The organism is Aquimarina hainanensis, assembly GCF_042684685.1.
Classification (GTDB): domain Bacteria; phylum Bacteroidota; class Bacteroidia; order Flavobacteriales; family Flavobacteriaceae; genus Aquimarina; species Aquimarina hainanensis.
Genome location: NZ_JBHULX010000048.1, coordinates 137,268 through 161,874 on the forward strand (window position 1 = coordinate 137,268; position 24,607 = coordinate 161,874).

Sequence of the window (24,607 nt, forward strand, 5' to 3'; positions counted from 1 at the left end):
TCATTCTTGTTAGAACTACTGATTGTTTATCAATCATTTACACAAAACAGAGGATAGAAAAACAAATACCATTTTGTAACATTTTTCTTTGCGAAGACACCAACTCTATATAGTTTCTAAAAAACAACAAATGACCAAGGTAGTTCCCGTATTAATACTTGCATTCCTAATGGCTAATTGCCAATCTAAGCATTCTTCTTCAAAAAAAATTGTGACGACCGATATCACTCATTTTTGGGAAGCCTATGACCAAATTATAACCACAAAAGATACTGTCATGCAGTATCAGTATCTGGACAGTCTATATCTACAAAAAGGAAGTCCCGGGTTAGATGCAATCAGACAAGCCAGAAACTATACTCCTAAAGACTATATCGATGCCATCAATCAATACCCGAAGTTCTGGACATCCATTCGGAAAAACACTTTAAAAGCCGGGAGTTATGAAGCGGCTTTTGAAAAAGGAATAGAAAAATTAGCTGAATTGTACCCGGAAATCAAACCAGCTACAATTTATTTTACCATGGGAGTTTTTAGAACAGGAGGAACTACGCTCGATAGCTTAGTTCTGATCAGCAGTGAAATGGCAATGACCGATAAAAATACGGTAACTACAGAGTTTCCTGAGCGACAAGGTAACGCGCTACGTACATTCTTTGACTCAGAACCAATAAATGATATTGTCTTATTGAATGTGCATGAATATGTACATACACAGCAAAAACCAATAGTACACAATATCCTCTCTAAGGTAATCTATGAAGGAGTTGCAGAATTCGTATCTACATTAGCGCTCAACACACCTTCCTCTACTCCTGCTGTGGCATATGGTAAGCGCAATCCAGAAAAGGTACGGGCAATATTCGAACAAGAAATGTTTTATCCAAACAATGAACGTAAGTGGCTATACAGCAATGCACCGAATGCATTCGGTATACGCGATATGGGGTATTATGTTGGCTATCAAATGGCAGAGAATTTCTATAATGCCGCCCCGAATAAAAAAGAAGCAATCAAACAACTGATTGAATTGGATTATACCAATGAAAAAGCGATTGAAACTTATGTAAAGGCTACTAACTATTTTTCTAAATCTTTGGAAACATTATATACTGATTTTGAAAAAAAACGACCTACAATTGTCGCAATTAAACAATTCGAAAATGGGAGTACTAATGTAAATCCTAAACTTACGGAAATTACATTCGAATTTTCAGAACCTCTGAACGGGTATAATACCGGAATTGATTATGGCGATCTGGGGAAAGAAGCCTTTCCGACCATCCATATTAAGGATCGGGTATGGTCAGAAGATCGCACTCAATGGCGTATCAAGGTTTCCTTAGTTCCTAATAAACGTTATCAATTTTTGGTATCAAATAATTTTAGAACGGAGAACGATATTCCATTACGCCCTCTTTTGATTGACTTTACTACTGCAGCGCAATAAGGAGTTGTACTCATCTTTTAAAACTGTCCGGAAGATAACTGTCTGAATGTAAACCTTCAGCTGATTTTTTTTCAAATCGCCATTATTTGTTGATGCTATTCTTCTACAGTACAATTCCCGTAGTTACTATAAAAACCAGTTACGATTTCCTATTTTTATAGGAAAAATATTTTCTTATGAAAAACTACCTTCACGCTACGCCTGAAACGGGCAAACAATTTTATCTCGATTTTCATAAAAAAGGAGAAATTGTAATGCTCAACCTATTAAAATTTAAGGTTACTGCCGATTATAGCGCTCTCCCGGCACTTCGCCCTGCAGAAACGATTACGGGAGCTGCTGCTTATGCACTATATATGAAACATACTGCCCCTCTACTCGAACAAGCAGGAAGCAGAATTCTTTTTTCCGGAACCGGAAAAGAATACCTGATCGGACCAGAAGGAGAACAATGGGACGCGGTATTATTAGTCGCACATGTCTCTGTAGAAGTTTTTATGAAATTTGCACAAAGTGAAGATTACCTTCAATATGCCGGTCACAGAACTGCTGCTTTGGAAGATTCCAGGCTATTGCCCTTATCCCCTTCCAGGATCTAACTATTTGTTATACAAAAAGAACCCTGTTTTATTTCCTTATAACACTTGATCTCCCTAACCAAAAGATCTTCCTTTTTAAGTAAAAAAGCATCTCCCCAATAAACACAATAAACTATATAACAACAAATTACAACAGAAAAACAATACATTTGGAATACCTCTTGCAGTATCCTTATAAAAACATGATTTTTAATCGTCATTTAGGACTAAAAAATGGTTTTAAGTCTCTTTTTTTAGCTTTTTAAAGAAAAAAACAGCTTAAAACAGATGACATTAACCAATACCTACCACAGTTACTTCTATAATTTTTGATTTACCAAAGAAGCAAAAATGATGTATATTTACTTATACACTTACTATAGAAATAATGTGAGATAATTAATAAGATAACGGATCATACTGTGCGTAAGATAACTAAGGAAAAGATTAATCTTATTCTGAAAAATGAATCTGGAATTATTCTGTTAAAAAAAGAATCTAAACAATCTTTTTGGGAAGCCTTTTTTAGTCAATGGATTTCTATTATCACTGCTTTTTATCTCCTAACGAGAAATAAAAATGATTTTTTAATTCTGACAGAAAAAAGATTAATTCTAATAATCCGTAATAAAACCTATTTAGAACAAAAATTAAATAGAACAGCATCTTTTAATTATAACGGTATAAAATCTACCTTGGAAATAACTAATCAAAAAAACTCCTCTTGCATTAAATTGAATAAGTTAGATGTTAGCTACGAAGAGGGAAAACTGATTAGGAGAAAACTGAATGAATTAAAAAACACAAAAAACGAAATTACTTACAACCATTTATAGCAGCCAAATGAATTCCATCGTTAAAACTTATATAAAAGGACTTAAAAATGCATATTTTGACAACAAAGGACAAAAAGATTGGGAACATTTTGAAAAAGTGATATCCGGAGCAACACAAGAAAATGTAGCAATGTTAAGGCAAATGTATCCTGAAATTTCTGATGCTTTGATCGGGTTACTTGAGTATGTAGATGGAACTTATTGGAGAACATATGGAGAAACGGAGATTACATTCTTTATGTTAGGATCTGATGTGTACGAATATCCTTATTACCTGTTATCATCCAACGAAATAATAGAAAATAAGAACCAAGCCCAAGAATATTATGCTGATTATATTGAAGAAAGATACGAGGGGATTGTTATCGACGAAAAAATAACTAATGAAGCTGATAAAATGAACTGGCTTCATTTTTCTAATTGTATGAATAATGGAGGGACTTCTCAATTATTTATTGATTATAGCCCTTCTGAAAAAGGGAAAAAAGGACAGGTAATACGATTTTTACACGATCCGGATGAATTCAAGGTCATAGCAGACAGTTTTGAAGAATATCTAAAAAAATTGATGGATAACACGTATAATTTTATCCATGAAGATAGTATGGAATACTAAACGATTTGATTCTCCTCATCAGTTCCCTTAATAATTGATTTGACACTGATACTTCTTGTACATGTTTGAGGTGTTCTGAACCTACAAAAAATTGTTCCTACTTCTGATTAAGTAAAAAGTAGTACCTTTGAAATCTGTGGTAGCCGGTGTACAAAACCCTTGTATATCCCTCTCCTTCCAAATTAATTATTGGTCTAAATACATTGAGAAAATATATAAAATACCTGATTTCCCTTCTTCTAATTTTAGGATTAGCAGTTGGTGAATGTTCTATATCTTCTCAAAAAACTACGCCCACATACTATCCAATCTTATTTACCGACAACCGAAAAGGTCATAGGCATGCCCAATCGGAATTGTATGTATACACTGGATTACATCGTATAGAAAAACGATTGTTAATACTATGTATTATATTCCGAAAACTTAAAGATGTATGTAGTCTACTTATCCGGGTTACACTTAATATATGGAGTAAGCGATATCAAAAAATAAGCGCTGTAAGAGCTCAATGTGTTTTTTTAAATAAAATCATTACCACCCATCATCACCATCCCTGTTTATACAGCCTATAAAAGAAGCTGATTTTCTAAACATATTTATGCATAACTGCACGAATATGGTAAAACAAATGTCTACTCATTTATTATTACTAAGATGTATAAACAACAAAATACTCCTGGGTTGGGAAAATCCGGGTATATAATCCAATGGATAAAAAGAAAAATACTATTAATACTTACTGCATGTATGCTAGGAATGTCCAATGCAATGCATGACAAGAGCAAGATGATTACAGGAAACCAACATTATACTGAGCAGGAACAAAAAAAAGAGTAAATTACCCAGGGGCAAGCCTGCAAGGCATTCGTTAGAAACAATTTTTCAATTTCAAGACAAGCCTTGCGGGATTATATTCTTTGACAATGTCAATAAAAGAGCATGTATACTGTAATAACGTAACTGTTGCACAAGGCTATAATTTATTACAAAATGGTCTATTGTAAGTAAACGAGTTAACAAAACTATAGGTGACCTCATCAAAAATTTTCCCGAGCTTTTAGAAATTTCCTACTAAAAATCGAACAGTATCTACTTTTGCATCCTTATATTTAAGGTATACTTTGGTTGTTAAAATATAGTGAAGTGGTTTATTAGCTGTTATATTACATTTCATGGCATCTATTGCTGACATAAGAAATCTAAGGTATGCTTGGGTAGTTTACATACAGTATCAAAAACCCACATATCAAGAAGATAATACCAGGAATCAAAAAGCTATACCCTAACTTTTTCCACTTTCGAAAGTCCAATAGGACTTTGTAGTACCCTGACTCTTCCAGAATATATAACACTTTTACTATAGCGCCTATATTATCCTTTGGTGAAACATACCCTGTCTCCGATCTTGCTGTAATATTTTTTCCTTTCTTATTCTTGAAAGTAACTTTTGGACAATGCGTAATAACCTCATCATTTATCCCAAAATATTCTACATAACCTATGATTTTACCCTCTGTCATTGTCCCTTTTTTGATCATACGTTTTATTTTTATAAAATAGTGTACACCAACAATCATAAAAAACATAGACATTAGTAATAGTACAAATCCTGGTATAAGTATGATATATAGCATATTATTATGGTTTATTAGATGTTATAGTTTATTTATTAGATGTTATAGTTTATTTATTAAATGAATATCTTGTTTCTTTTACTAAATTATAACATATCGCAATTCTATTATAGCAGTAAACACACCTAAACCAATTGATCTATCCGTGCATTTTTATTTCTTGTTTAATTTATAAAAATTTAGTGCCTACGCAAAAAGGAAATTACCTTTTGATCTTGCATTAAGTTACTATGATTTCATATGTAATGTTACAGGTTGTCTTTTTTCTCAATTCTGACTAACGTCAATTATGCTTATTGATTATTAGGTTATTTTCAAACCCTAATTCGTCAGGTTTTAAGTCAAATTTATCGATTTGTTTTTTAATTCTTTTGATAAGTCCAAGTTTTCTTTTTTGATCTAAGAAAAGATATTGTCTGGGTGGTTGATATTGCATTTTTTTAGTTACCATATTCCATATAATTACAGCCAGTTTTCTAGCTGTTACACTTACTGCTGAGTACCTTCCTTTTCTATAAGCTACTCTTTTTAAAAAATCAGATAAATGGGTGTCTTTTAAATTTCCAATTGCATTTGCTGCTTGCCTTAGTCCTATTTTAAGTCTATTACTACCTTTGGGAACTCGATTGCTCAATATTTTTCCTCCCGATATTTTATTATTTGGTGCTAGCCTAAGCCAAGAAGTAAAGTGTTTAGTTGTTGGGAATTTTTTAAATCCTTCGGGATAGATTTCGCTCATTATACTAAGAATTGAAGCATGGCTTACCCCTTCAATAGCAAATAGGTCAACTCCATCAAAATATTTAAAAGCGATTTGGTTTATATTTTTGATTTGTGGGGCATTTTTGTTTGTTCGCTTATACTTTTTTCTGTTGTCTTGAGTTTTTTTCTTTCAGGATGTTGTTTCAATTCTTTTTTGATGAAAGTTTCGATTTGTTTGTCACAGGCTTTTATCTTGTTCTGGGAAAACTGGTAACTTTTTAATTCTTATTTAATAATCTTCCCTGTTATTTCCGTGAAGAGCTTTTGCAATTTCTTCTTTTGGTTTCCTACAATTATAATGCCTATGCCCTGATAAACTATGAGGATCAAGATTACCTATTGCAAATGTCTTGTATGATTTTCATTCCTGTAAGCCCACATACATCTTTGACCACTACGTCCAATCTAAAATTTAGAAGCTTAAGGTATTTCATGGGCAGCAGAAGAAGCCATCCTTTCTCTTTTAAAATAGAAGACTTAGGGTTTAGAATAGCAACGAACACTCAATAAAACAATAATTAACACGGCATATCCAATGTGCTCTCTAGAACAATTCTTTTGGTTTTCCTACCTTGTTACAGATCCGGTGGCTTATTTTTTAAATGACATCTTCTCCCTTTTATATCAATATCCCCTGTCTTACTACTAATAAAATAAGTGTATTATTTCTTCTGAATTTAAATGCCTTTGAGATATCATTTCTATAAAAATGAATACTATCATTTTTGACCGTTATTGAAAAGGCTCAATACTATAATTATTTTTGTTACTATATTTTTTTATAGTTTAATTAAAAAATGAAATTAACGTATCACTCAATACAACATTTTTATTTTTAATAAAGAACAAAGAATGAAAACCATTTCTATTACCATCATTAGTTTGCTTATTAGCTGTACTATATTCAGTCAGAAGCGAGCGATAAAAATCACACATCACATTCTGCAAAAAGAAATCATCATTAAGGAGAATAAACGAATAAAAATAAAGACAACAGGAGGAGATAAGATCTCGGGACGTTTTAAAATCGAGAATAACTCAATCATCATAAAAGGTACACAAATTGAAATATCTGATATTGAAACTATCAAACGAAATCCTTTACTTCTATCTATTCTTATCACTGGACTTTTTACCTATGGAGGAGCACTAATGTTAGGATTTGGCGCCTTGATTGGAGCATTAGTCAATCCATCTGCATTTTTACTAGCAATCCCCGCTACCGGAATGATCTATATAGGTGCAAAATCACCAAACTTTAACCGGAAATTTAAGCGTGATAAAAACTGGAGGGTTGAAATAATAACACCTTCTATATAAAACATCCTATACTAACAATACCCTGAGTTAATTCTATACAACGTGGCTAACAAAACATTACTGAACATCACAAAAATGTGCGTTCCAGTGTTATTTTCCTTTTTATTTATCATAACTTCTATTACGTACTGACTAATTAGACTTACATATTGCCTATACGAGGATTCTTGGGAAAAACCCAAAAGGGTGAAAATTTCCTGATGTCCGAATTGATTATTCGAATCAAAACCCATAAATTTGTCAAAAAATGACAAGTCTTATGAAAACCACTTTTGGAGAATACATCCGGCTTTTACGAAACGAAAATGCATTGACATTAACTCAGCTTGCTGCCAAACTGGATTTGGATGCTGCAAACCTGAGCAAAATTGAAAACGGAAAACGAGACTTTGACGAAAAACGCTTACCAAAACTTGCAAAAGTATTCAAACTTACTCTTAAAGAACTAAGAAACGAATATATAACTGATCAAATCGGAAAACATATTTACGAAACCAATTGCACCAAACAACTACTTCAAATCGCGGAAGAAAAAGCAGAATACCGCAGAAAATTAAAGCAAACACTACAAGCATAACATCTATGAATATAGTATCATTTTTTGCAGGGGCCGGTGGTCTCGATTTAGGGTTTGAAAAAGCAGGTTTTTCTGTTGTTTGGGCAAATGAATACGATAAAGATATTTGGGAAACCTATGAAAAAAACCATCAAAATACCATTCTGGACAGACGAAGCATTGTAGATATACAATCAGAAGAAGTTCCGGCATGTGATGGTATTATCGGGGGACCTCCATGTCAAAGCTGGAGCGAGGCAGGATCCCTACGTGGAATCGATGATAAACGCGGTCAGCTTTTTTATGACTTTATAAGGATATTAGAAGCAAAACAACCTAAATTTTTTCTGGCTGAAAATGTAAGTGGAATGCTATTGGAAAGACATCGGGATGCCTTAAAAAACATTAAAAAGATGTTTAAAAATGCTGGATATAAATTATCTTTCAAGCTATTAAATGCCTCGGATTTTGATGTACCTCAAGACAGAAAACGAGTATTCTTTGTAGGTATTCGAGAAGATCTTGATTTTGAATTTCAGTTCCCCGCTCCCTTACAAGAAAAAATCACACTCGAAGAAGCAATTGCTGATTTAAAAGATTCTGTAGTTCCTGCCAAAGAAGGAAACAAAACCAATAAAGAAAACTGCATCATCCCTAATCACGAATATATGATTGGTGGGTTTTCTTCAATGTTTATGTCCAGAAACAGAGTGCGAAGCTGGGATGAACAATCATTTACGATCCAGGCCGGAGGAAGGCATGCTCCGCTACACCCACAAGCACCAAAAATGAAACTTATCGAACAGAATGTACGGGTTTTTGTTCCGGGAAAAGAAGCACTATACCGTAGATTAAGTGTGCGAGAGTGCGCGAGAATTCAAACTTTCCCTAATGATTTCATTTTTTATTACAAACACGTTTCTGCCGGATATAAAATGATAGGAAATGCCGTGCCTGTAAACCTTGCCAAGCATATTGCCATAAGTATTAAGTCTCAAATCGAGCATGCAGAAAAAAAACAAAAGCAGAAAACCCGGAAAACAGTTGTATCTGCAAATACGCTTTAAAACACTATGGCTAGTCAAACAGTTAATGGAAAAGCCTTCGAATATGCCTTGCTCTTGGGGTTTTATGAATATCTACATACAATAACAGCTGTATCTATAACTGAAAACGAGCCTTATAAAACTGCTAAAGCTTTTTTTGAAGGCTTTAGTGAGAAAGAGCAAGCTACTTTTAGGAATACAGCCCATGCCGCAATAAACTTTCTTATTGCTTTAGAACCCAGATTATCGAATAGTACCGGCAAAGAAGATATATTGAATTTGGAATTAGCAAGTGATCAAGCCGGACAAACAGGAGATGTTCGAGATGTCTTACTAATACGTCCCCTGCAAAAATGGGAAATCGGAATTTCTGCAAAAAATAACCATAGAGCCGTCAAACATTCAAGATTATCAAATAAAATCAACTTTGGAGAAAAATGGCTGGGTGTTTCTTGTTCCAATACCTATTTCCAAGAAATCAATCCCATATTTGATATGTTAACTGCACTGAGAGCCAAAGACAAATCAACGAAATGGAGTTCGATTGAAAATATGCATCAGGTAGTTTATATGCCCATCTTAGATGCCTTTAGAAAAGAACTGCTTCGTCTGGACAAAGAAAACCCTACTATTGTTGCAGAAAATTTAGTCCAATACCTAATAGGGCATCACGATTTTTACAAAGTCATCAAATCCCAAAAGAAAGTAGAAATCCAGGCTTATAACCTACACAGCACTCTGAATCTTCCATTAGGTCGTATAAAATCAACTGCTAAAATTCCAAAATTAAAATTACCAACAAGACTTATTGAAATCGTCTATCAGGAAAACTCAACAACGACATTATTAGTTTCCCTAAACGAAGGGTGGCAAATAACATTTAGAATTCACAATGCGAGTTCGAGAGTTGAACCCTCTCTAAAATTTGATATAAATTTAGTAAGTGCCCCACATACACTGTTTACTAATCACATATTTGTAAATGGATAATACCGATAACTCAATTAGTTTCTGAAAAATGTATGAATGTGATGATGGCTGGTCAAAATAGACAACTTACAGCTTGTATTATTTTCTATCAATTCTTCCTGTATTGCTTCCTAATTGTAACATTGGTACAGTCGAAAGGTTTATAATAGAACCTAATACTAAAAAACTTGAAAAACAATTACTTATTTAAACATTCAGGGCTATTGATATTCTATATGATCTTCTGCATGGGGCATGCTCAGGAGCATTTTGAACTTACCGGGAAAATACAAGGTAAGGATAGTGATATCACAGGAGTTTTGGTTTTTAATCTAAATACTAACAAACATACCATTACTGATAAGGATGGAGTATTCACTATCGATGTTAATGTTTCGGATACAATTCGGTTAACAGCCGTTCAATACGACACAAAACAAATCGCAATAACAGATAATATCATACAGCAAAAAACAATACTCATCGAATTACATGAAAGAACGATTAGCCTGGATGAGGTAGTCATTACACCATTTAGTCTTTTTAATTCGGAAAAGGATACTATTCTCTTTATATCCCCATCTTCTCTTGGTCTCCCTAACAATAAAATAAAAGCCAAAAGAAAAAATGAACGATTATTATTTGAGGCTGATCATGGAAAGTTTATTGAGTTTGGAGCAAGTCCTTTTGGAGTTGGTGTCGCAGTAAACCTCAACAAAATTTTAAACCGTCTTTCCAGAAGGACTAAAAAGCTTAAACATCGATTAACTCTTGATAAGAATACCAGTATAGAGAAAGAGATCATTGCTGTTTTTCCTAAAAAAACAATAGCAGAAGCCTTTGGTATCCCGTATATCAATATTGATGATTTTATTAGTTTTTGTATTCATCAAACGGATTTTCATTTGCTATACAATACAAAAAGTGTCCTTGATGTTTTTGAATATATGAAAAACAAAAGTCGTGAATACAAAAAAGCAAATGGTATACATTAATATGTGCACTCTTACTTATATAACGTTCAACAAATTCAGAGTATAACTCCTCTTACGAAGATGTTTTTCTACTCGTGGTATACTTGAATACAATAGAAAGAAATACCTGCCATGGAGAGTAACTTCAGCGCATTGGCAGCGCAATTATCAGTAAGTAAAAACATGTTATAAACACAAAAAATAAAGTCGAAACGTCAGCCTCTTCTGCCACTGATCATTCCGACTTTATTATTGATTAACTTACAATTGTTAGCGGGTTTGGGGTTGTATGTTATAATATCCTTCGTATATGTTTCTTTTTAGAGGCAACCACTGTTGCTTACTTTATGTTTCATATATACAGGTGTTTTTTAAAATCTTATGATAAAATTACAAGGAATAAGGAAAGCTTTCAGGGGCGATCAGATTAACTACAAATTACTGTAGACGAAATGCTATTTAGCTGTCGATGAATGGATTTGAGCAAGAACCGGTTACAGCTATGATGAGGACTTGTACATTTCTTTAAGTAATCCTATGTATTAGAGAATGGGGCGTCAAAACGAACGTATTAAAAAAACCACTCCCTAAACAGAAAGTGGTCGTCATAAAAATAGTAATAATTGTCAAACTGAGCCTGACAAGGTACAGGACTTAACGCGCTGCTATACCACTGTTAGCTCAGGTTAACAGTTTTTGGAATACCAGGTAAACTGGAGGATTACAAACCAAAAAGTATTTGTTCCTGCATTTTAATTCCACACATAAATTCTTCTACAATTGCTAAACAAAAGCTGAGGGGATCATATCACTCCCCAACACCTATCCTATGAATTTACCTGGTAGATATAATAGATGCTACAATAAACTTCTCACAAATCATAGCATCCTATCACATTACAAAACCGGTTTTGAAGGGACACTCTGCCGAATTAAGTGGTTCCATTCAACGGTTTCGAATGTTACTGTTTTATCAAAGGTTGTTCCGGACTCGGTTTTGATTGTAAATACCAAATCAAAACTTTCAGGAAGTTCGGATTGTAAGTTCATTAGCATAATATGTAAATAGCCTGGAGCAAATAAAGTAGGAACCCCTGGAGATACGTTTACAATTCTGGAAGGTACATCTATCATCGACCATACTTCATTCTGGTCTAGCCCAAAATACATAGGCATAACCATCGGTACGGTAGGTGAGCTCCACCCGATGATATTAATTGCTTCATCTCCTCCGTTGGTTACTAATGCAAATGCGGCACTGGAATTAGCCCCTGGATTTTTCTGACCTGCATACGGTCCTATAAACTGAATTTGATCACTTGTTGTCGCCATTGTTGTTGGTTTATTAGTTATAATTAACTTAAAATTAAGCATTTAACTTTTTTATTCACAATATTTTAAATCAAAAAAAAAGTTTTTTCGACGAAAGCAACAACTGACTGTATTACAAATAGTTACGACTTAACAAAAAGAAAATAAACAAGAATAGCATCAATGGGTATCTGGTCTTACCCTCTTTACTATTACGTCTTTTTGTTAAGTCGTGTAAAAAGAACGTCAAACATAAAACAATAAATGTCTGACAATGAATAAAAAACAGTATGTTTTCACTGACTATAGCTATTTTTTATAACAAACAGATAAAAAGGAGGGGGAATTCATAGTACAGGGGGGAAAACTGTCAATCTTAATTAATCAAAAATGAAATACTAAAAGAATATACGACTCTCATAGATTATAACAGTTCGACTTATGTAATTCACTCCCTACCTTTTTTTCCTGTAAGAATAATATAGGGTATTATTATTGTCTGTATTTTATATTTTTTAGTGTCATTGGTAATACAAGTGAGGACAACAAAAGCATAAATAATCACTCCTAATTAACCCCCAATTTGTTAATCTTAGTGTGGCATTTAATCAATTGGCAACCTACTTATAACAACAAGTATTTGCGTTGATAATATTTACACTTTTATATAATATAAATAGATTACTCACACTTTTGCTATACTGTACTCACTATGTTCTCATATGACTAACTAAATTCTAATTTGTTTTTATTTTTATTATTTCTCTGGCAGCTACTTTAATATGTATCTTTTATCCAGTCGTACGGTTTTCTTTTTATCCAGTTTCCTCGGGTAAAATCCGGAAAATCCTGAGGTTCTCCATTATTTGCTATAGATGCTTCTGATAGCGGTGTTACAGCACTCCATGCTGCTGCATCATACACATCCATCGGAGGGGCTACTTTTTCTTTTGCTGCTTCGACAAAAGCATGAATCACAAAGAAATCAATGCCTCCATGTCCAGAAGCAGTTGCATGAGTCCCATATTTTTTCCATAAAGGGTGGTCATACTGCACTAACCATTGCTCCATATCTTCCCATCCATGACCTCCTGTTTCTCCTTCGATATGAATTCGTTTGGTATGATAATCAAACTCTGAAACTCCATGAACTCCCTGTACTCTAAACCCTAATGAATAAGGTCTGGGCAGGTTACAATCATGTGTAACAATGATTGTTTCTCCTCTGGCAGTTTCGATAGTAGATGTAATTATATCTCCTTGTTTCCACTTGATGCTCGCATTTGGGTGTTCTTTTCCTCCGTTAGGGTGATTAACTATATAATTATTTAGCCCAACTGCTTTTGACGCATGAGAGGTCAACGAGACAAATCTGTTTCCTCTATTAATATCTGCCATAATCGCTACAGGTCCAAGTCCGTGAGTAGGATATACATCCGCATTACGTAATAAGGAATGTTGTGTACGCCAACGAGCTTCTGAAGTTCCTTTTTCTCCGAATTCCACACCTCCTCCATAGGGTTGTTTCCCATCATTGAACTTCACAGCTCTCAGATCATGCTGATACCCGCATCGATAGTGTACCAATTCTCCAAATACCTGTTGTCGCACCATATTCAAAACTGCCAATACATCTCTCCTATAGCTCACATTCTCTAAAATCATTAAAAAAGAACCCGTTTCTTCATGAGTATTAACCAAATCCCAACATTCTTCCAATGTATTGGCAGCTGAAACTTCCAATCCTGTATATTTACCGGCTAACATGCTATCTTTAGCCATTTTGGTATGCCATAACCAGGGAGTAGAAATGACGACTGCTTCTACCTCTTCTAAACTCAACAGATTTCGATAATCATAGTCATCATTACCAAATACCTTTGGTTTCTCCTGCCCTGTTTTGGCTATTCTTTCTAACGCTATATCAATTCTTTTGGGATCTATATCACATACCGCCGTAATCAGTACATCATCTCGTAATAATAGATTATCCAAATTATTGGTTCCTCGTAATCCTACGCCAATTACACCAACTTTTAACTTCCCTTTCTTATTCTTTCCAGTTTTTCCAAAAGTAACAGCTGGCGCTATTGCAATTCCTGCTCCTGCTAATGTTGACTTTTTTATAAAACTTCTTCTTGTACTCATTATTAGTTATTGCACTTCTTACTTCATTCTTAGTTAATTATGTAGCTAGCTTTCTTCGCTTTGTTACGGTTACAAAGTTGGTAAGATATTCAAAAACAGTCCGTAGTGTTTTTAGGCTAATTACAGGTGTATATTGTTCAACTCTTCTAATACCACTATTACTTCAACCATTTTTGACAAAAAAACACCCTAAAAAAATGTTCTTATTTATCCCTAATCTCAGTTATATAAGCTCTTTGGGAGGTTATTAACAAAAACGCTTCCATTTTATTATGTTTTCGAACACATTATGCGTAAATTCGATAGTTCAAACAGATCATTTTACTTTATTTTTTTATTATTGTGTCCACTAAAACGCTACAATACCCCCTAAAAAACAAGACGATCGTACCCAAAAAAAGAAAATGGTTCCTCTGGGGACTTTGGTGTTTTTTATCCTTTTCTTTTTATGGGCAATCTTCTTCTCATTTTATACATCTGGATAAAACTTTTAATACATTTTATTCTCAGACTGTAGAAGATGACCTTGGGTATATCTGGATTTCCAATACAGATGGATTGTATAAATACAATGGGTATGACTATTTTTTTACCTCTTATAAACAAATTTTTGGAGAACATTTTATCAGTGACCGAGATTTTTTTTTCACAAAAGATCGCCATTACAATTTGTGGATTGCTACTCAGAAAGGAGAGTTAACAAAAATTAATCCCTACGGAGAATACACTTCCTTTAGGGAACAACTTCGTACTTTTCATGATTCCAATCAAATCACATATATTCTTCCTACAGCTACAAATACATGGTTTGGCTCAAAACACGGAACTTTATACACGTATAGTCATGCGACTGATACGTTGAAAAAAATAGCGAGTATCCCCGGGGCATTTACTCCTTTTAAGAAGGTCAATAGTATGATTTTTGTCAACCCGCATACAATCCTGGTCAGTACCCCGGAAGATCTATATCTTTTTGATACACAAAAAAAGGTATTCACGAAAGCCGATACTCCTTTTCCTATTGATAAGGAAGATATTATAAAATTGGCATTAGACAAAAAGAATAGAATATGGATATCTTCTGAATTACACGGTCTGTTTTGTTATAATCAGGAAACCAGAAACGGTTTTACACAGTTTAGCAAAACCAATGAAAACATACAAAAAACAGATATGTTTATTTCAGTTTTTTGTGATAGTAGAGGGGTTATCTGGGCGGGTACTGATGGAGATGGTTTATATCGAATCGACCCGGAGACAGATACCACTACCATTCTGAAACACAATGAAACGGATAAGTTTTCTATTAGCAATAACTCGATTACTCATATTAATGAAGATTCTAAAGGGAATATATGGTTGACCTTAAAGAAAGGAAAAATAGATGTCTTGCCCTATACGAATAACAATATTCAATACTATAATGGCTGTGTCAAAGGAACACCTCATAAAATCTTATCGATTTTAAAAGCATCGGATAATTCTTTGTGGTTAGGTACTGACGGCAATGGAATCAATAGAGTATTTCCTGATAAGCAAAAAGTACAATACAACAACCAGCAAACAGATACTTCTTTTTTCAAGGGAAAATATATCAATTGTCTGGTAGAAGATACTAATGGCAATATCTGGATTGCTACTTATCAGAACGGCTTATGGGTTTATGATATCAAAAAGCAGCATTTTAGTAAAATTCCGATCACATCTAATACTGGAAAAACGACCTTGCATATATTAAGCTTACTAAAAGATACACAGGGTAGAATCTGGGTAGGGTCTAAAATTGGAATGCATCTCTATGATGCTGATAAGAACTTTTTAGCCAATTTCGATCTGGGAGTAAACGGTCTTTTCGGGGATCATGTCATAGATATAAAAGAAGACAATACAAATACATTCTGGATATCTGTTGTCAGAGGAGGAATCTTTCGCTTTAATGAGAACCAACATTCAATCGCTAATTCTGATTTTACTCACATTCCTTTTCCTAAAGATCATGTCGATACCGATTGCAAGAACTTTTCTATTCATCCTGATAACAAGCAAAACTTATGGATTACTTGTCGTTCTGGTTTTTTATTACAATATAATATTGCGAAAAATGTGTATACCTCTCACCTCACAAATCCGCGTTTACATGATATCGACATTAAAGACATACAAATACAAACTCCGGATATTCTTTGGATTAGTAGCACTAATGGTATTCACCAATACCATCTCAAAAAAGATTTGATTACCTCCTATTATGAAGCTGACGGACTCTTAGTGACCGAATATGGAGTACAGAGTACCTATCAGGACACTCATGGAATCATTTATTTTGGAGGAGAAAACGGAGCAACTTCTTTTGATCCCAAGCAGATGATCCAGAAAGAAACTGATGCGCAACTTTATATCAACACCATTGAAATTTTAAACAAACCCGCGAAACAAATTTTAGGGAATCAACTCTCTACCACTACCGAAAATGTATCTGACTTATACTTAAATGCTGACCAGGCCTCTTTTTCTTTTCAGTTTTCTGCCATTGATAATGTGTTAAACCCCAATTACCACTATGCATATAGATTGAAAGGGTTTGATCAAAATTGGATTACCCCTAAAAAAGATCGTATTGCCACATATACTAATATCCCTCATGGTCGGTATACGTTCGAAGTAAAAGGGGGAGCTAAAAAAGGGATATGGAATATTCCTTCCAGAAAATTAAATATACGCATTACACCTCCCTGGTGGCTTAGTACAACTGCATATATTTTATACACCATTTTTGCTTCTTTAATCATATATAGTATCAGTTCCTGGCTACAACTAAAAAATAAATTAAATAAAGAAGCCTGGCAAAACCACAAGGAAAAAGAATTATATGCTGTGAAAATGAATTTTTTTACCAAAATGTCTCATGAGATTCAAACACCCCTTACGCTCATTACTGGTCCAATTGACGATATGCTAGAACGTGCAAAATCCAGTGGAAATCAGCTACTCAATCAGCGATTATTAATGATTAAAAACAATGCAAACCGACTTTCCAGAATCGCTACAGAGCTTATGATTGTAAGAAATAAAGAAATGGGGAGATTAAAGATACTGGTAGCTAAAAACGATCTCATACAAGATTTAAAGAATATCGCTTTTTCTTTTTCGGAACAAGCGCGCTTCAAAAACATTGATTTTATACAAGAGTACCCGACAAAAGCATTGCATATATGGTATGATAAAGAAAAGATAGAACATGTCATATACAACCTGCTGTCTAATGCTTTTAAATTTACTCCCAGAGAAGGTACAATTAAAATTTCAGTAAGTCAGGATATAACCGCTCAGCAGGTATTTATAAAAATGACAGATAACGGTCCTGGAATTCCAAAAGAAGAAGCGGATGATATCTTTAAACTATTTTATCAATCAGAAATCGGTAAAAACACCAAAGGATCTGGAATTGGACTCGCACTGAGTAAAGAATTGATCGCTCTTCATTACGGGGAGATCAGCGTGACCCCTCTAACACCTAAGGGAAGTTGCTTCACCGTAACACTATCCTCCAGAGAAGATCTTTTTTCCGAGGAACAAAAAATAAAAGAAGAAGTTTCTGAACACCAATTACTGTCTCCATCTATTACAGGAGCTGTTCCTGTATTGACAACTCCTTGTTCCCAAAAAGCTATCTATACCTTACTGATTGTAGAAGACAATGTAGAAATGCAAATTTTCTTAAAAGATATCTTATCCAATCAATATAATATCCTCTTAGCAGAAAATGGTCTGGAAGGTGTTGCTCTGGCAGAAAAACACCTTCCTGATGTGATTATTAGTGATGTAATGATGCCTGTCATGGATGGAATCGAATTCTGCAAAACCCTGCAAAAGAAAAAGACAACGGCTCATATTCCTATTATCTTATTAACTGCCAAGAATACGACCAAAACAAAATTAGAAGGATTACAATCCGGTGCGGTAGAGTTTATCAAAAAACCATTTAACTTTCATGAACTCTTATTGCGTATCAACAATATTATTGAAACCAGAGAAAAAATACTGACAAAGTATAAAACAGATGTCATCAGTCGTCCCAAAGATCATCATGTACGCTCCAAAGATGACATCTTTATGGACAACTTATTAGATGAATTAAACAAACAGATAGAAAACACCAATTATAAATTAGAGGAACTTTCTGATTCCCTGCACATGAGCTATTCTGTTATTTATCGAAAATGTCATGAAATTACCGGAAAAACACTGGTAGAACTTCAACGATGCTTAAAATTAAAAAGAGCCTGTACACTAATCATTAAGCAAGGGTACAACATTTCTGAAGCTGCGTTTATGGTCGGTTATAAAGATGCTAAATATTTTACTAAATGTTTTAAAGAAGAATTCGGACAACCTCCTAACTTTTTTAAAAAAGAAGCACATAAAATCGGAATTGAAGAAACGATAAAAAAATACAAATTATAACTTCAACAAAAAGAGCATTCACTAATGTGAATGCTCTTTGCTAATTTTATATAGATGATGTATTAAACAGTTTCTAAATACGTCAATACATTTTCTTCAATTCGCTTATTGATGTCTGTAACATCTCCTTTTACAAAGGTAGTACCTGTAATGTTTTCAAAAAGCTCTATATATCGATCCGAAACAGAATTGATATATGCTTCATTCATCTCTGGTATTTGTTGTCCTTCTTTCCCCTGAAAACCATTACTGATCAACCACTGTCTCACAAATTCCTTTGATAATTGTTTTTGAGCTTCTCCTTTTTCTTGTCGTTCTTCATATCCTTCTGCATAAAAGTATCTGGAAGAATCCGGAGTATGAATCTCATCAATCAGTACAATCTTACCGTCTTTCGTTTTACCGAACTCATACTTCGTATCTACCAAAATTAATCCGCGTTCGGCGGCTATTTCAGTTCCTCTCTGGAAAAGTTTTCGGGTATAATCTTCCAAAACCAGGTAATCGGCTTCCGAAACAATTCCCTGGGCTAAAATAGCTTCTCTGGAAATATCTTCATCGTGTTCTCCATTATCTGCTTTTGTCGAAGGTGTAATAATAGGAGAAGGGAATTTATCATTTTCCTTCATACCTTCTGGCATTGGTACTCCACATAATACTCTTTTTCCTGCTTTATATTCTCTCGCTGCATGTCCTGACAGGTATCCCCGAATAACCATTTCGACCTTAAACGGGGTACATAAATGCCCTACAGAGACACTTGGGTCCGGAGTAGCAATTAGCCAATTAGGCACTAAATCTTCTGTAGCTTTCATCATCTGAGTAGCAATCTGATTTAAGATTTGCCCTTTAAAAGGAATTCCTTTAGGCATTACCACATCAAACGCTGATAAACGATCGGTAGCAATCATTACCAACAACTCATCATTGATTGTATACACCTCTCTTACTTTTCCTTTATACACTGATTTTTGACCCGGAAAATTAAAATCCGTACCTGTAATGGTATTCATTTGTTTTACTCTAAATTAAATTTATAACAAGCTGCCTTCCCTCTATACTGAAATCTCAGTAGATTAGGTGTCTGCAAATATCTGTCTTTTTGAAGAAAATCCTGCCTAAAAAAGTATTTATCCGTTCCTGTTTTCTATTTCTTTATAAGCAGCGATCACTTTTTTCACCAATTTATGACGTACCACATCCTTATCATCCAGATGTATAATTCCGATTCCATTGATATTTTTCAGAACCAATAAGGCTTCTTTTAGTCCTGAAGTCACCCGTCGTGGTAAGTCTATCTGTCCCGGATCTCCTGTGATAATAAATTTAGCATTCTTCCCCATTCGGGTTAAGAACATTTTCATCTGGGCATGTGTGGTATTTTGCGCCTCATCCAGGATGACAAAAGCATTATCCAGTGTTCGTCCTCTCATAAATGCCATGGGAGCAATTTGTATCACTCCTTTTTCTATCAGGCTAGCTAGTTTCTCATGAGGAATCATATCGCGTAAAGCATCATACAATGGCTGCATATACGGATCCAGCTTTTCTTTCATATCTCCTGGAAGAAATCCAAGGTTCTCCCCTGCCTCTACTGCTGGTCGTGTCAGAACGATTCGTTTTACCTGTTTCTCTTTTAGGGCTTTTACTGCCAGTGCAACTCCTACATAGGTCTTTCCGGTTCCGGCAGGACCAATTGCAAAAACCATATCATTGGCATAAGAAGTTTCTACCAGTCTGCGCTGATTAGCTGATTGTGCTTTTATAAGTTTTCCTCCTACTCCATGAACTAATACTTCGGAACTGACATCAGAGGTCTCATAATCTGCCTTGCTCTCGCTTGTCAACACACGTTCGATTCCATTTTCATCCAGCTTATTATACTTGGCAAAATGCTCTAGCAACATATTAAAGCGAATGTCAAACTCTTCCAGTGTCTCTTCCTCTCCATAGACTTTAATCTTACTGCCTCGGGCAACAATTTTTAGTTTGGGGAAGTATTTTTTTAATAATTCGATATTTCCATTCTGGAGTCCAAAAAACTCCTTTGGATTTATTTCTGTTAGTTCTATTATAAGTTCATTCAAAAGCTATACAAATTTTAGTATGATTTGTTTTTAGGATTGACTAAGTTTGCGAAGTTATTTGAGGTTTGAACTGGAAAAACGTCTGCGTTCTTATTCCTTTTTTGAGTATTTTGAACATCATTTACAGATAGCACAAACACATACATCAATCAGGGCATAAATAATACAGTTTGTTATTCAGGTATAAAACTTCGAACAACTTCAAAACAAATTTACATATTTTTAGACGCTTACAATTAAAAGATATTAACAATTATTGTTCATGCCTATTATAACTTTAACAACAGATTTCGGAATCAAAGATCATTTTGTGTCTGCCGTTAAAGGTGCTATTTATACGGAATTACCTGATGCAAAAATTGTTGATATTTCTCATGAGATCTCTCCTTTTCATATTACCGAAGCTGCTTATATTATCCAGAATGCCTATAAAAGCTTTCCAAAAGGCAGTATTCATATCGTGGGGATTGACAGTGAGCCCAACCCTGAAAACAAACATATTGCCGTTAAGCTCAATGATCATTACTTCATTTGTGCTAATAATGGTCTTATCGGATTGATCGCTTCTGAATTTATTCCCGAAAAAATTGTGGAAATTAATATTCATAATGCAATTGACACTAACTTTCCTGTTCTTGATGTTTTTGTAGCAGTAGCCTGTCATATCGCCCGGGGAGGAACGCTGGAGGTTATTGGCAAAAATATTTCTGAGATTAAAATTATCAAAGGAATGACTCCTATCGTTAATGTCGGGGATAAGCAAATTGTAGGCAGCATTATCTATATTGATAACTACGGAAACCTTATCACTAATATTACCAGAAAACTATTCGAAGAAGTTGGTAAAGGAAGAAAATTCAAAATCTATGCCCGAAATGCAATCTTCGAAAATGTATATGAACGATATAGTGATGCTATTAATTTCTCGATTGAAAAGAGCAAACGGGAAGAAGATGGTAAAAAATTAGCTATTTTTAATTCTTCTGATTATCTGGAATTAGCCATTTATAAAAGTAATCCCAAAACGGTGGGAGGCGCTTCCAGCTTATTCGGATTAGATTACAGAGATACAGTCAGTATTAATTTTGAGTAAGTAACATGATCATACGAGTCGTTAAAATGGGGTTTATCCCGGAAGAGGTTGAAGCATTTCTAAACGTGTTCGAAAAAAACAAGCAACACATTCGGCATTTCGAAGGGTGCTCGCACTTGAGATTACTTAGAGATAAGCATACTCCTAATCAATTTTTCACCTACAGTCACTGGGAATCGGAAACACATCTCAATAACTATAGGAACTCTGCGTTATTCAAAGAAGTTTGGGCGCAAACCAAAATCAAATTCAATCAAAAACCAGAAGCCTGGAGTATGACAGAATCCTCTTAATGATCCTGCTACGAATGCGCTATAAAATATAATGACAGCACTATGCTTGCACTCATAAGAAAAGAAATAAACACTTTTTTTGCCTCGGCAATAGGCTATTTAGTTATTGCTATTTTTTTACTGATTAACGGACTCTTCTTATGGGTTTTTAGAGGTCCTTATAATATACTGAATAGCGGTTTCGCGGATTTATCTCCTTTTTTTCAGCTTGCCCCATGGATCTTACTATTTCTGGTACCTGCTACCACTATGAGAAGTTTTGCCGAAGAGAGAAAATCAGGAACATTAGAACTCCTATTAACTAGTTCTTTAAAAAAGAGAGAAATTGTTCTCGGAAAATTCTTAGGAAATTTTATACTGATAGGAATCGCTTTACTACCTAGCATTCTTTATTTTATCACCTTATACCAGCTTGGAAATCCCGTGGGAAATATCGATGCTGCAAGTGTTTTTGGGTCATATATAGCACTATTTTTACTAAGTGCCTCATATACTGCTATTGGTATTTTCTCATCTTCAATTACACAAAACCAGATTATTGCTTTTCTTATTGCAGCGCTTTTATCCTTCTTATTCTATTTGGGATGGAACAGTTTGGCAGAATTTGATCCTTCTGGGGTAAGTGGTCTCTTTTTCGAGCAGTTGGGAATGCAGTTTCATTATGAACGAATTAGCCGTGGGGTTATCGATACCAGAGATGTGGTATATTTTCTACTCGTGCTTATTGTTTTTTTAGTCATGACAGCTATTACCCTGCAAAAGAAAACTATCGTTCAAAAAATGAAGTCCATCGCATTGAGCTGTATCATTGGGGTCATTGTCGTCGCTATTGGAAACACGTATTACAAGCGTTTTGACCTTACTCATGACCAACGATTTACACTATCAGAAGCAACCAAGAAATTAGTTCGGGATATCGAAGTACCTATTGCTATTGATGTTTTATTAGAAGGAGATTTCCCTTCTGAGTTCAGGCGCTTACAAACCGAAACCAAACAACTACTGGAAGAATTCAATGCACTGAATCCGAAAGTAAAATACATTTTCATCGATCCGCTAAAGGAAGAAGAAATCCGGGAAGAGACTTTGCAACAATTACAGCAACACGGATTAACCCCCATGCAGGTCACCGTTAAGGAAAGCGGAAAAACAGAAACCGAAACGGTTGTTCCCTGGGCAATTGTAAATTATCAGGATAAAAGTGTTCGAATTCCATTGGTCAAACATACTATTGGAGCTTCTACAGAAGAACGTGTTAGTAATTCAATTCAGCAACTCGAATATGCTTTTGCTGATGGGTTGACGAAACTACTTCGATCAAACAAACAAAAAATTGCCCTTCTCAAAGGGAATGGGCAATTACATGGATTGAAAATTGCCGACTTCGTTAGAAACCTGCAAAAGCATTATCACCTCAATTCTTTTCCTTTGGATTCTGCTAACGGGAATCCATTAAAAACATTGGAAGATCTACAGAATTTTGATTTGATTATTAATACCAAACCTACCCAGACATTTAGTGAAAATGAAAAATATGTATTGGATCAATATCTGATGCATGGAGGAAAAGCAATCTGGATGGTCGAACCTGTGGATATGGAAATCGATAGCCTGCTCACTCCCAGTGGGAGCGCACTAGCAACAATCCGAGATTTGCAGCTTAATGACCTGCTATTCTCCTACGGAGTTCGAATTAATCCGGTATTGGTTAATGATTTAATATCCTCCCCTCTGGTACTGGCATCAGGAGAAGGAAATAACACTCAGTTTAATACTTTCCCTTGGTTTTACAACCCTCTGGCTAAAACAAAAAGTGAGCATCCCGTTATTAAGAATATTGAGGCGGTTCAATTTGAATTTGCAAATCAGATTGACACCCTAAAAAACGATATCAAAAAAACGATCTTATTACAAAGCTCTGAAAAAACAAAACTAGAAGGAGTTCCTAAACAAATATCGCTGGATATTATTCAAAAAAAACCGGATCTTACTTCTTACAATCAAGGGAAGCAAAATTTGGCAGTTTTATTGGAAGGTTCTTTTAAATCTAACTATAAAAACCGCGTAAAACCTGTAAAAAATGAAGCGCATAAAGATCATGGTGCTCCTTCAAAAATGATTGTTATTGCCGATGGTGATATTGCAAAGAACTACGTACGAAAAAATCGTCCGATGGAATTAGGCTATGACCCGATTCTCAATCTCCAATACGGGAATAAAGAATTTTTGATGAATGCCGTCAATTATCTGATGGATGACTCGGGACTTATTAGTGTACGAAGTAAAAAAATAAACATCCCATTTTTAGAAATAGAAAAGGTAGTTCGTCAAAAAAGTACATGGCAGGCAATTAATATTATAATGCCTTTATTATGTCTTGTTTTATTTGGTGTTGCGTTTATCTTTTTGAGAAAAAGAAAGTACAAAAAACCTCTTTAGGTTCTTTTCGCTCTGTATCCTTACTACA

General features: G+C 34.6%; 20 protein-coding genes. 14 read left to right on the top strand and 6 right to left on the bottom strand.

The annotated features are described in order from the left end of the window. Positions 1-130 precede the first annotated feature (130 nt). From ACFSTE_RS21710 to ACFSTE_RS21730, 5 genes are all read left to right on the top strand, one after another. The gene (locus ACFSTE_RS21710; RefSeq protein WP_378254108.1) at positions 131-1,450 is read left to right on the top strand and encodes a hypothetical protein; all 1,320 of its coding nucleotides are present in this window, start codon (positions 131-133) and stop codon (positions 1,448-1,450) included. 176 nt (positions 1,451-1,626) lie between these two features. After that, positions 1,627-2,049, top strand: coding sequence for a DUF1330 domain-containing protein (locus ACFSTE_RS21715; protein WP_176030826.1), 423 nt, complete (start codon positions 1,627-1,629; stop codon positions 2,047-2,049). A gap of 401 nt (positions 2,050-2,450) precedes the next feature. Continuing rightward, positions 2,451-2,864: a hypothetical protein gene (locus ACFSTE_RS21720; RefSeq protein ID WP_378254106.1), complete on the top strand. Its 414-nt coding sequence runs from the start codon at positions 2,451-2,453 to the stop codon at positions 2,862-2,864. 7 nt (positions 2,865-2,871) lie between these two features. After that, a complete protein-coding gene (locus tag ACFSTE_RS21725; protein WP_378254104.1) occupies positions 2,872-3,480 on the top strand; it encodes an SMI1/KNR4 family protein in 609 nt (202 codons plus the stop codon). A 657-nt stretch (positions 3,481-4,137) separates the two neighbouring features. Next, entirely contained in the window at positions 4,138-4,320 is a 183-nt protein-coding gene (locus ACFSTE_RS21730) for a hypothetical protein (RefSeq protein ID WP_378254100.1), read from the top strand. 362 nt (positions 4,321-4,682) lie between these two features. On the opposite strand, the gene ACFSTE_RS21735 is transcribed toward ACFSTE_RS21730, so the two are convergent. Both ACFSTE_RS21735 and ACFSTE_RS21740 read right to left on the bottom strand, forming a co-directional pair. Continuing rightward, complete coding sequence (locus ACFSTE_RS21735; protein WP_378254096.1) at positions 4,683-5,117, bottom strand: DUF3592 domain-containing protein; 435 nt, start codon at positions 5,115-5,117, stop codon at positions 4,683-4,685. A gap of 283 nt (positions 5,118-5,400) precedes the next feature. Next, positions 5,401-5,949, bottom strand: a complete 549-nt coding sequence (locus ACFSTE_RS21740; RefSeq protein WP_378298419.1) for a transposase — start codon at positions 5,947-5,949, stop codon at positions 5,401-5,403. A gap of 782 nt (positions 5,950-6,731) precedes the next feature. Between ACFSTE_RS21740 and ACFSTE_RS21745 the strand changes: the two genes are divergently transcribed. From ACFSTE_RS21745 to ACFSTE_RS21765, 5 genes are all read left to right on the top strand, one after another. Beyond that, positions 6,732-7,199 (top strand): hypothetical protein, encoded by a 468-nt coding sequence (locus tag ACFSTE_RS21745; RefSeq protein WP_378254092.1) that lies wholly within the window; start codon positions 6,732-6,734, stop codon positions 7,197-7,199. A 259-nt stretch (positions 7,200-7,458) separates the two neighbouring features. After that, positions 7,459-7,776 (top strand): helix-turn-helix domain-containing protein, encoded by a 318-nt coding sequence (locus ACFSTE_RS21750; RefSeq protein ID WP_176030832.1) that lies wholly within the window; start codon positions 7,459-7,461, stop codon positions 7,774-7,776. Positions 7,777-7,781: 5 nt separating this feature from the next. Then, positions 7,782-8,822 carry a DNA cytosine methyltransferase gene (locus tag ACFSTE_RS21755; RefSeq protein ID WP_176030833.1) on the top strand — a complete coding sequence of 347 codons (1,041 nt, stop codon included), beginning with the start codon at positions 7,782-7,784 and terminating at the stop codon, positions 8,820-8,822. A 6-nt stretch (positions 8,823-8,828) separates the two neighbouring features. Further along, complete coding sequence (locus ACFSTE_RS21760) at positions 8,829-9,791, top strand: HaeIII family restriction endonuclease (RefSeq protein ID WP_176030834.1); 963 nt, start codon at positions 8,829-8,831, stop codon at positions 9,789-9,791. Positions 9,792-9,958: 167 nt separating this feature from the next. Continuing rightward, positions 9,959-10,765: a carboxypeptidase-like regulatory domain-containing protein gene (locus ACFSTE_RS21765; protein WP_378254089.1), complete on the top strand. Its 807-nt coding sequence runs from the start codon at positions 9,959-9,961 to the stop codon at positions 10,763-10,765. Between the two features lie 876 nt (positions 10,766-11,641). Here ACFSTE_RS21765 and ACFSTE_RS21770 read toward each other — a convergent pair. Together ACFSTE_RS21770 and ACFSTE_RS21775 are read right to left on the bottom strand one after the other, a co-directional pair. Further along, positions 11,642-12,076 (bottom strand): copper chaperone PCu(A)C, encoded by a 435-nt coding sequence (locus ACFSTE_RS21770; protein WP_176030836.1) that lies wholly within the window; start codon positions 12,074-12,076, stop codon positions 11,642-11,644. A gap of 756 nt (positions 12,077-12,832) precedes the next feature. Continuing rightward, the gene (locus ACFSTE_RS21775) at positions 12,833-14,203 is read right to left on the bottom strand and encodes a Gfo/Idh/MocA family protein (protein WP_176030837.1); all 1,371 of its coding nucleotides are present in this window, start codon (positions 14,201-14,203) and stop codon (positions 12,833-12,835) included. Between the two features lie 342 nt (positions 14,204-14,545). Between ACFSTE_RS21775 and ACFSTE_RS21780 the strand changes: the two genes are divergently transcribed. Beyond that, positions 14,546-18,667 (top strand): response regulator, encoded by a 4,122-nt coding sequence (locus ACFSTE_RS21780; RefSeq protein WP_378254086.1) that lies wholly within the window; start codon positions 14,546-14,548, stop codon positions 18,665-18,667. A 62-nt stretch (positions 18,668-18,729) separates the two neighbouring features. Here ACFSTE_RS21780 and ACFSTE_RS21785 read toward each other — a convergent pair whose 3' ends face one another. Both ACFSTE_RS21785 and ACFSTE_RS21790 read right to left on the bottom strand, forming a co-directional pair. After that, positions 18,730-19,680, bottom strand: coding sequence for a phosphoribosylaminoimidazolesuccinocarboxamide synthase (locus tag ACFSTE_RS21785; protein ID WP_176030839.1), 951 nt, complete (start codon positions 19,678-19,680; stop codon positions 18,730-18,732). Between the two features lie 117 nt (positions 19,681-19,797). Then, positions 19,798-20,754, bottom strand: coding sequence for a PhoH family protein (locus ACFSTE_RS21790; protein WP_176030840.1), 957 nt, complete (start codon positions 20,752-20,754; stop codon positions 19,798-19,800). A 262-nt stretch (positions 20,755-21,016) separates the two neighbouring features. Here ACFSTE_RS21790 and ACFSTE_RS21795 point away from each other — a divergent pair, with 262 nt between their 5' ends. Genes ACFSTE_RS21795 through gldG form a run of 3 tightly spaced genes read left to right on the top strand, consistent with a single transcriptional unit; the run spans position 21,017 to position 24,579 of the window. Then, the gene (locus ACFSTE_RS21795) at positions 21,017-21,847 is read left to right on the top strand and encodes an SAM hydrolase/SAM-dependent halogenase family protein (protein ID WP_176030841.1); all 831 of its coding nucleotides are present in this window, start codon (positions 21,017-21,019) and stop codon (positions 21,845-21,847) included. 5 nt (positions 21,848-21,852) lie between these two features. Further along, positions 21,853-22,140: a putative quinol monooxygenase gene (locus ACFSTE_RS21800; RefSeq protein WP_176030842.1), complete on the top strand. Its 288-nt coding sequence runs from the start codon at positions 21,853-21,855 to the stop codon at positions 22,138-22,140. Between the two features lie 42 nt (positions 22,141-22,182). Next, positions 22,183-24,579 carry a gliding motility-associated ABC transporter substrate-binding protein GldG gene (gene gldG, locus ACFSTE_RS21805; RefSeq protein ID WP_378254083.1) on the top strand — a complete coding sequence of 799 codons (2,397 nt, stop codon included), beginning with the start codon at positions 22,183-22,185 and terminating at the stop codon, positions 24,577-24,579. Positions 24,580-24,607 lie beyond the last annotated feature (28 nt).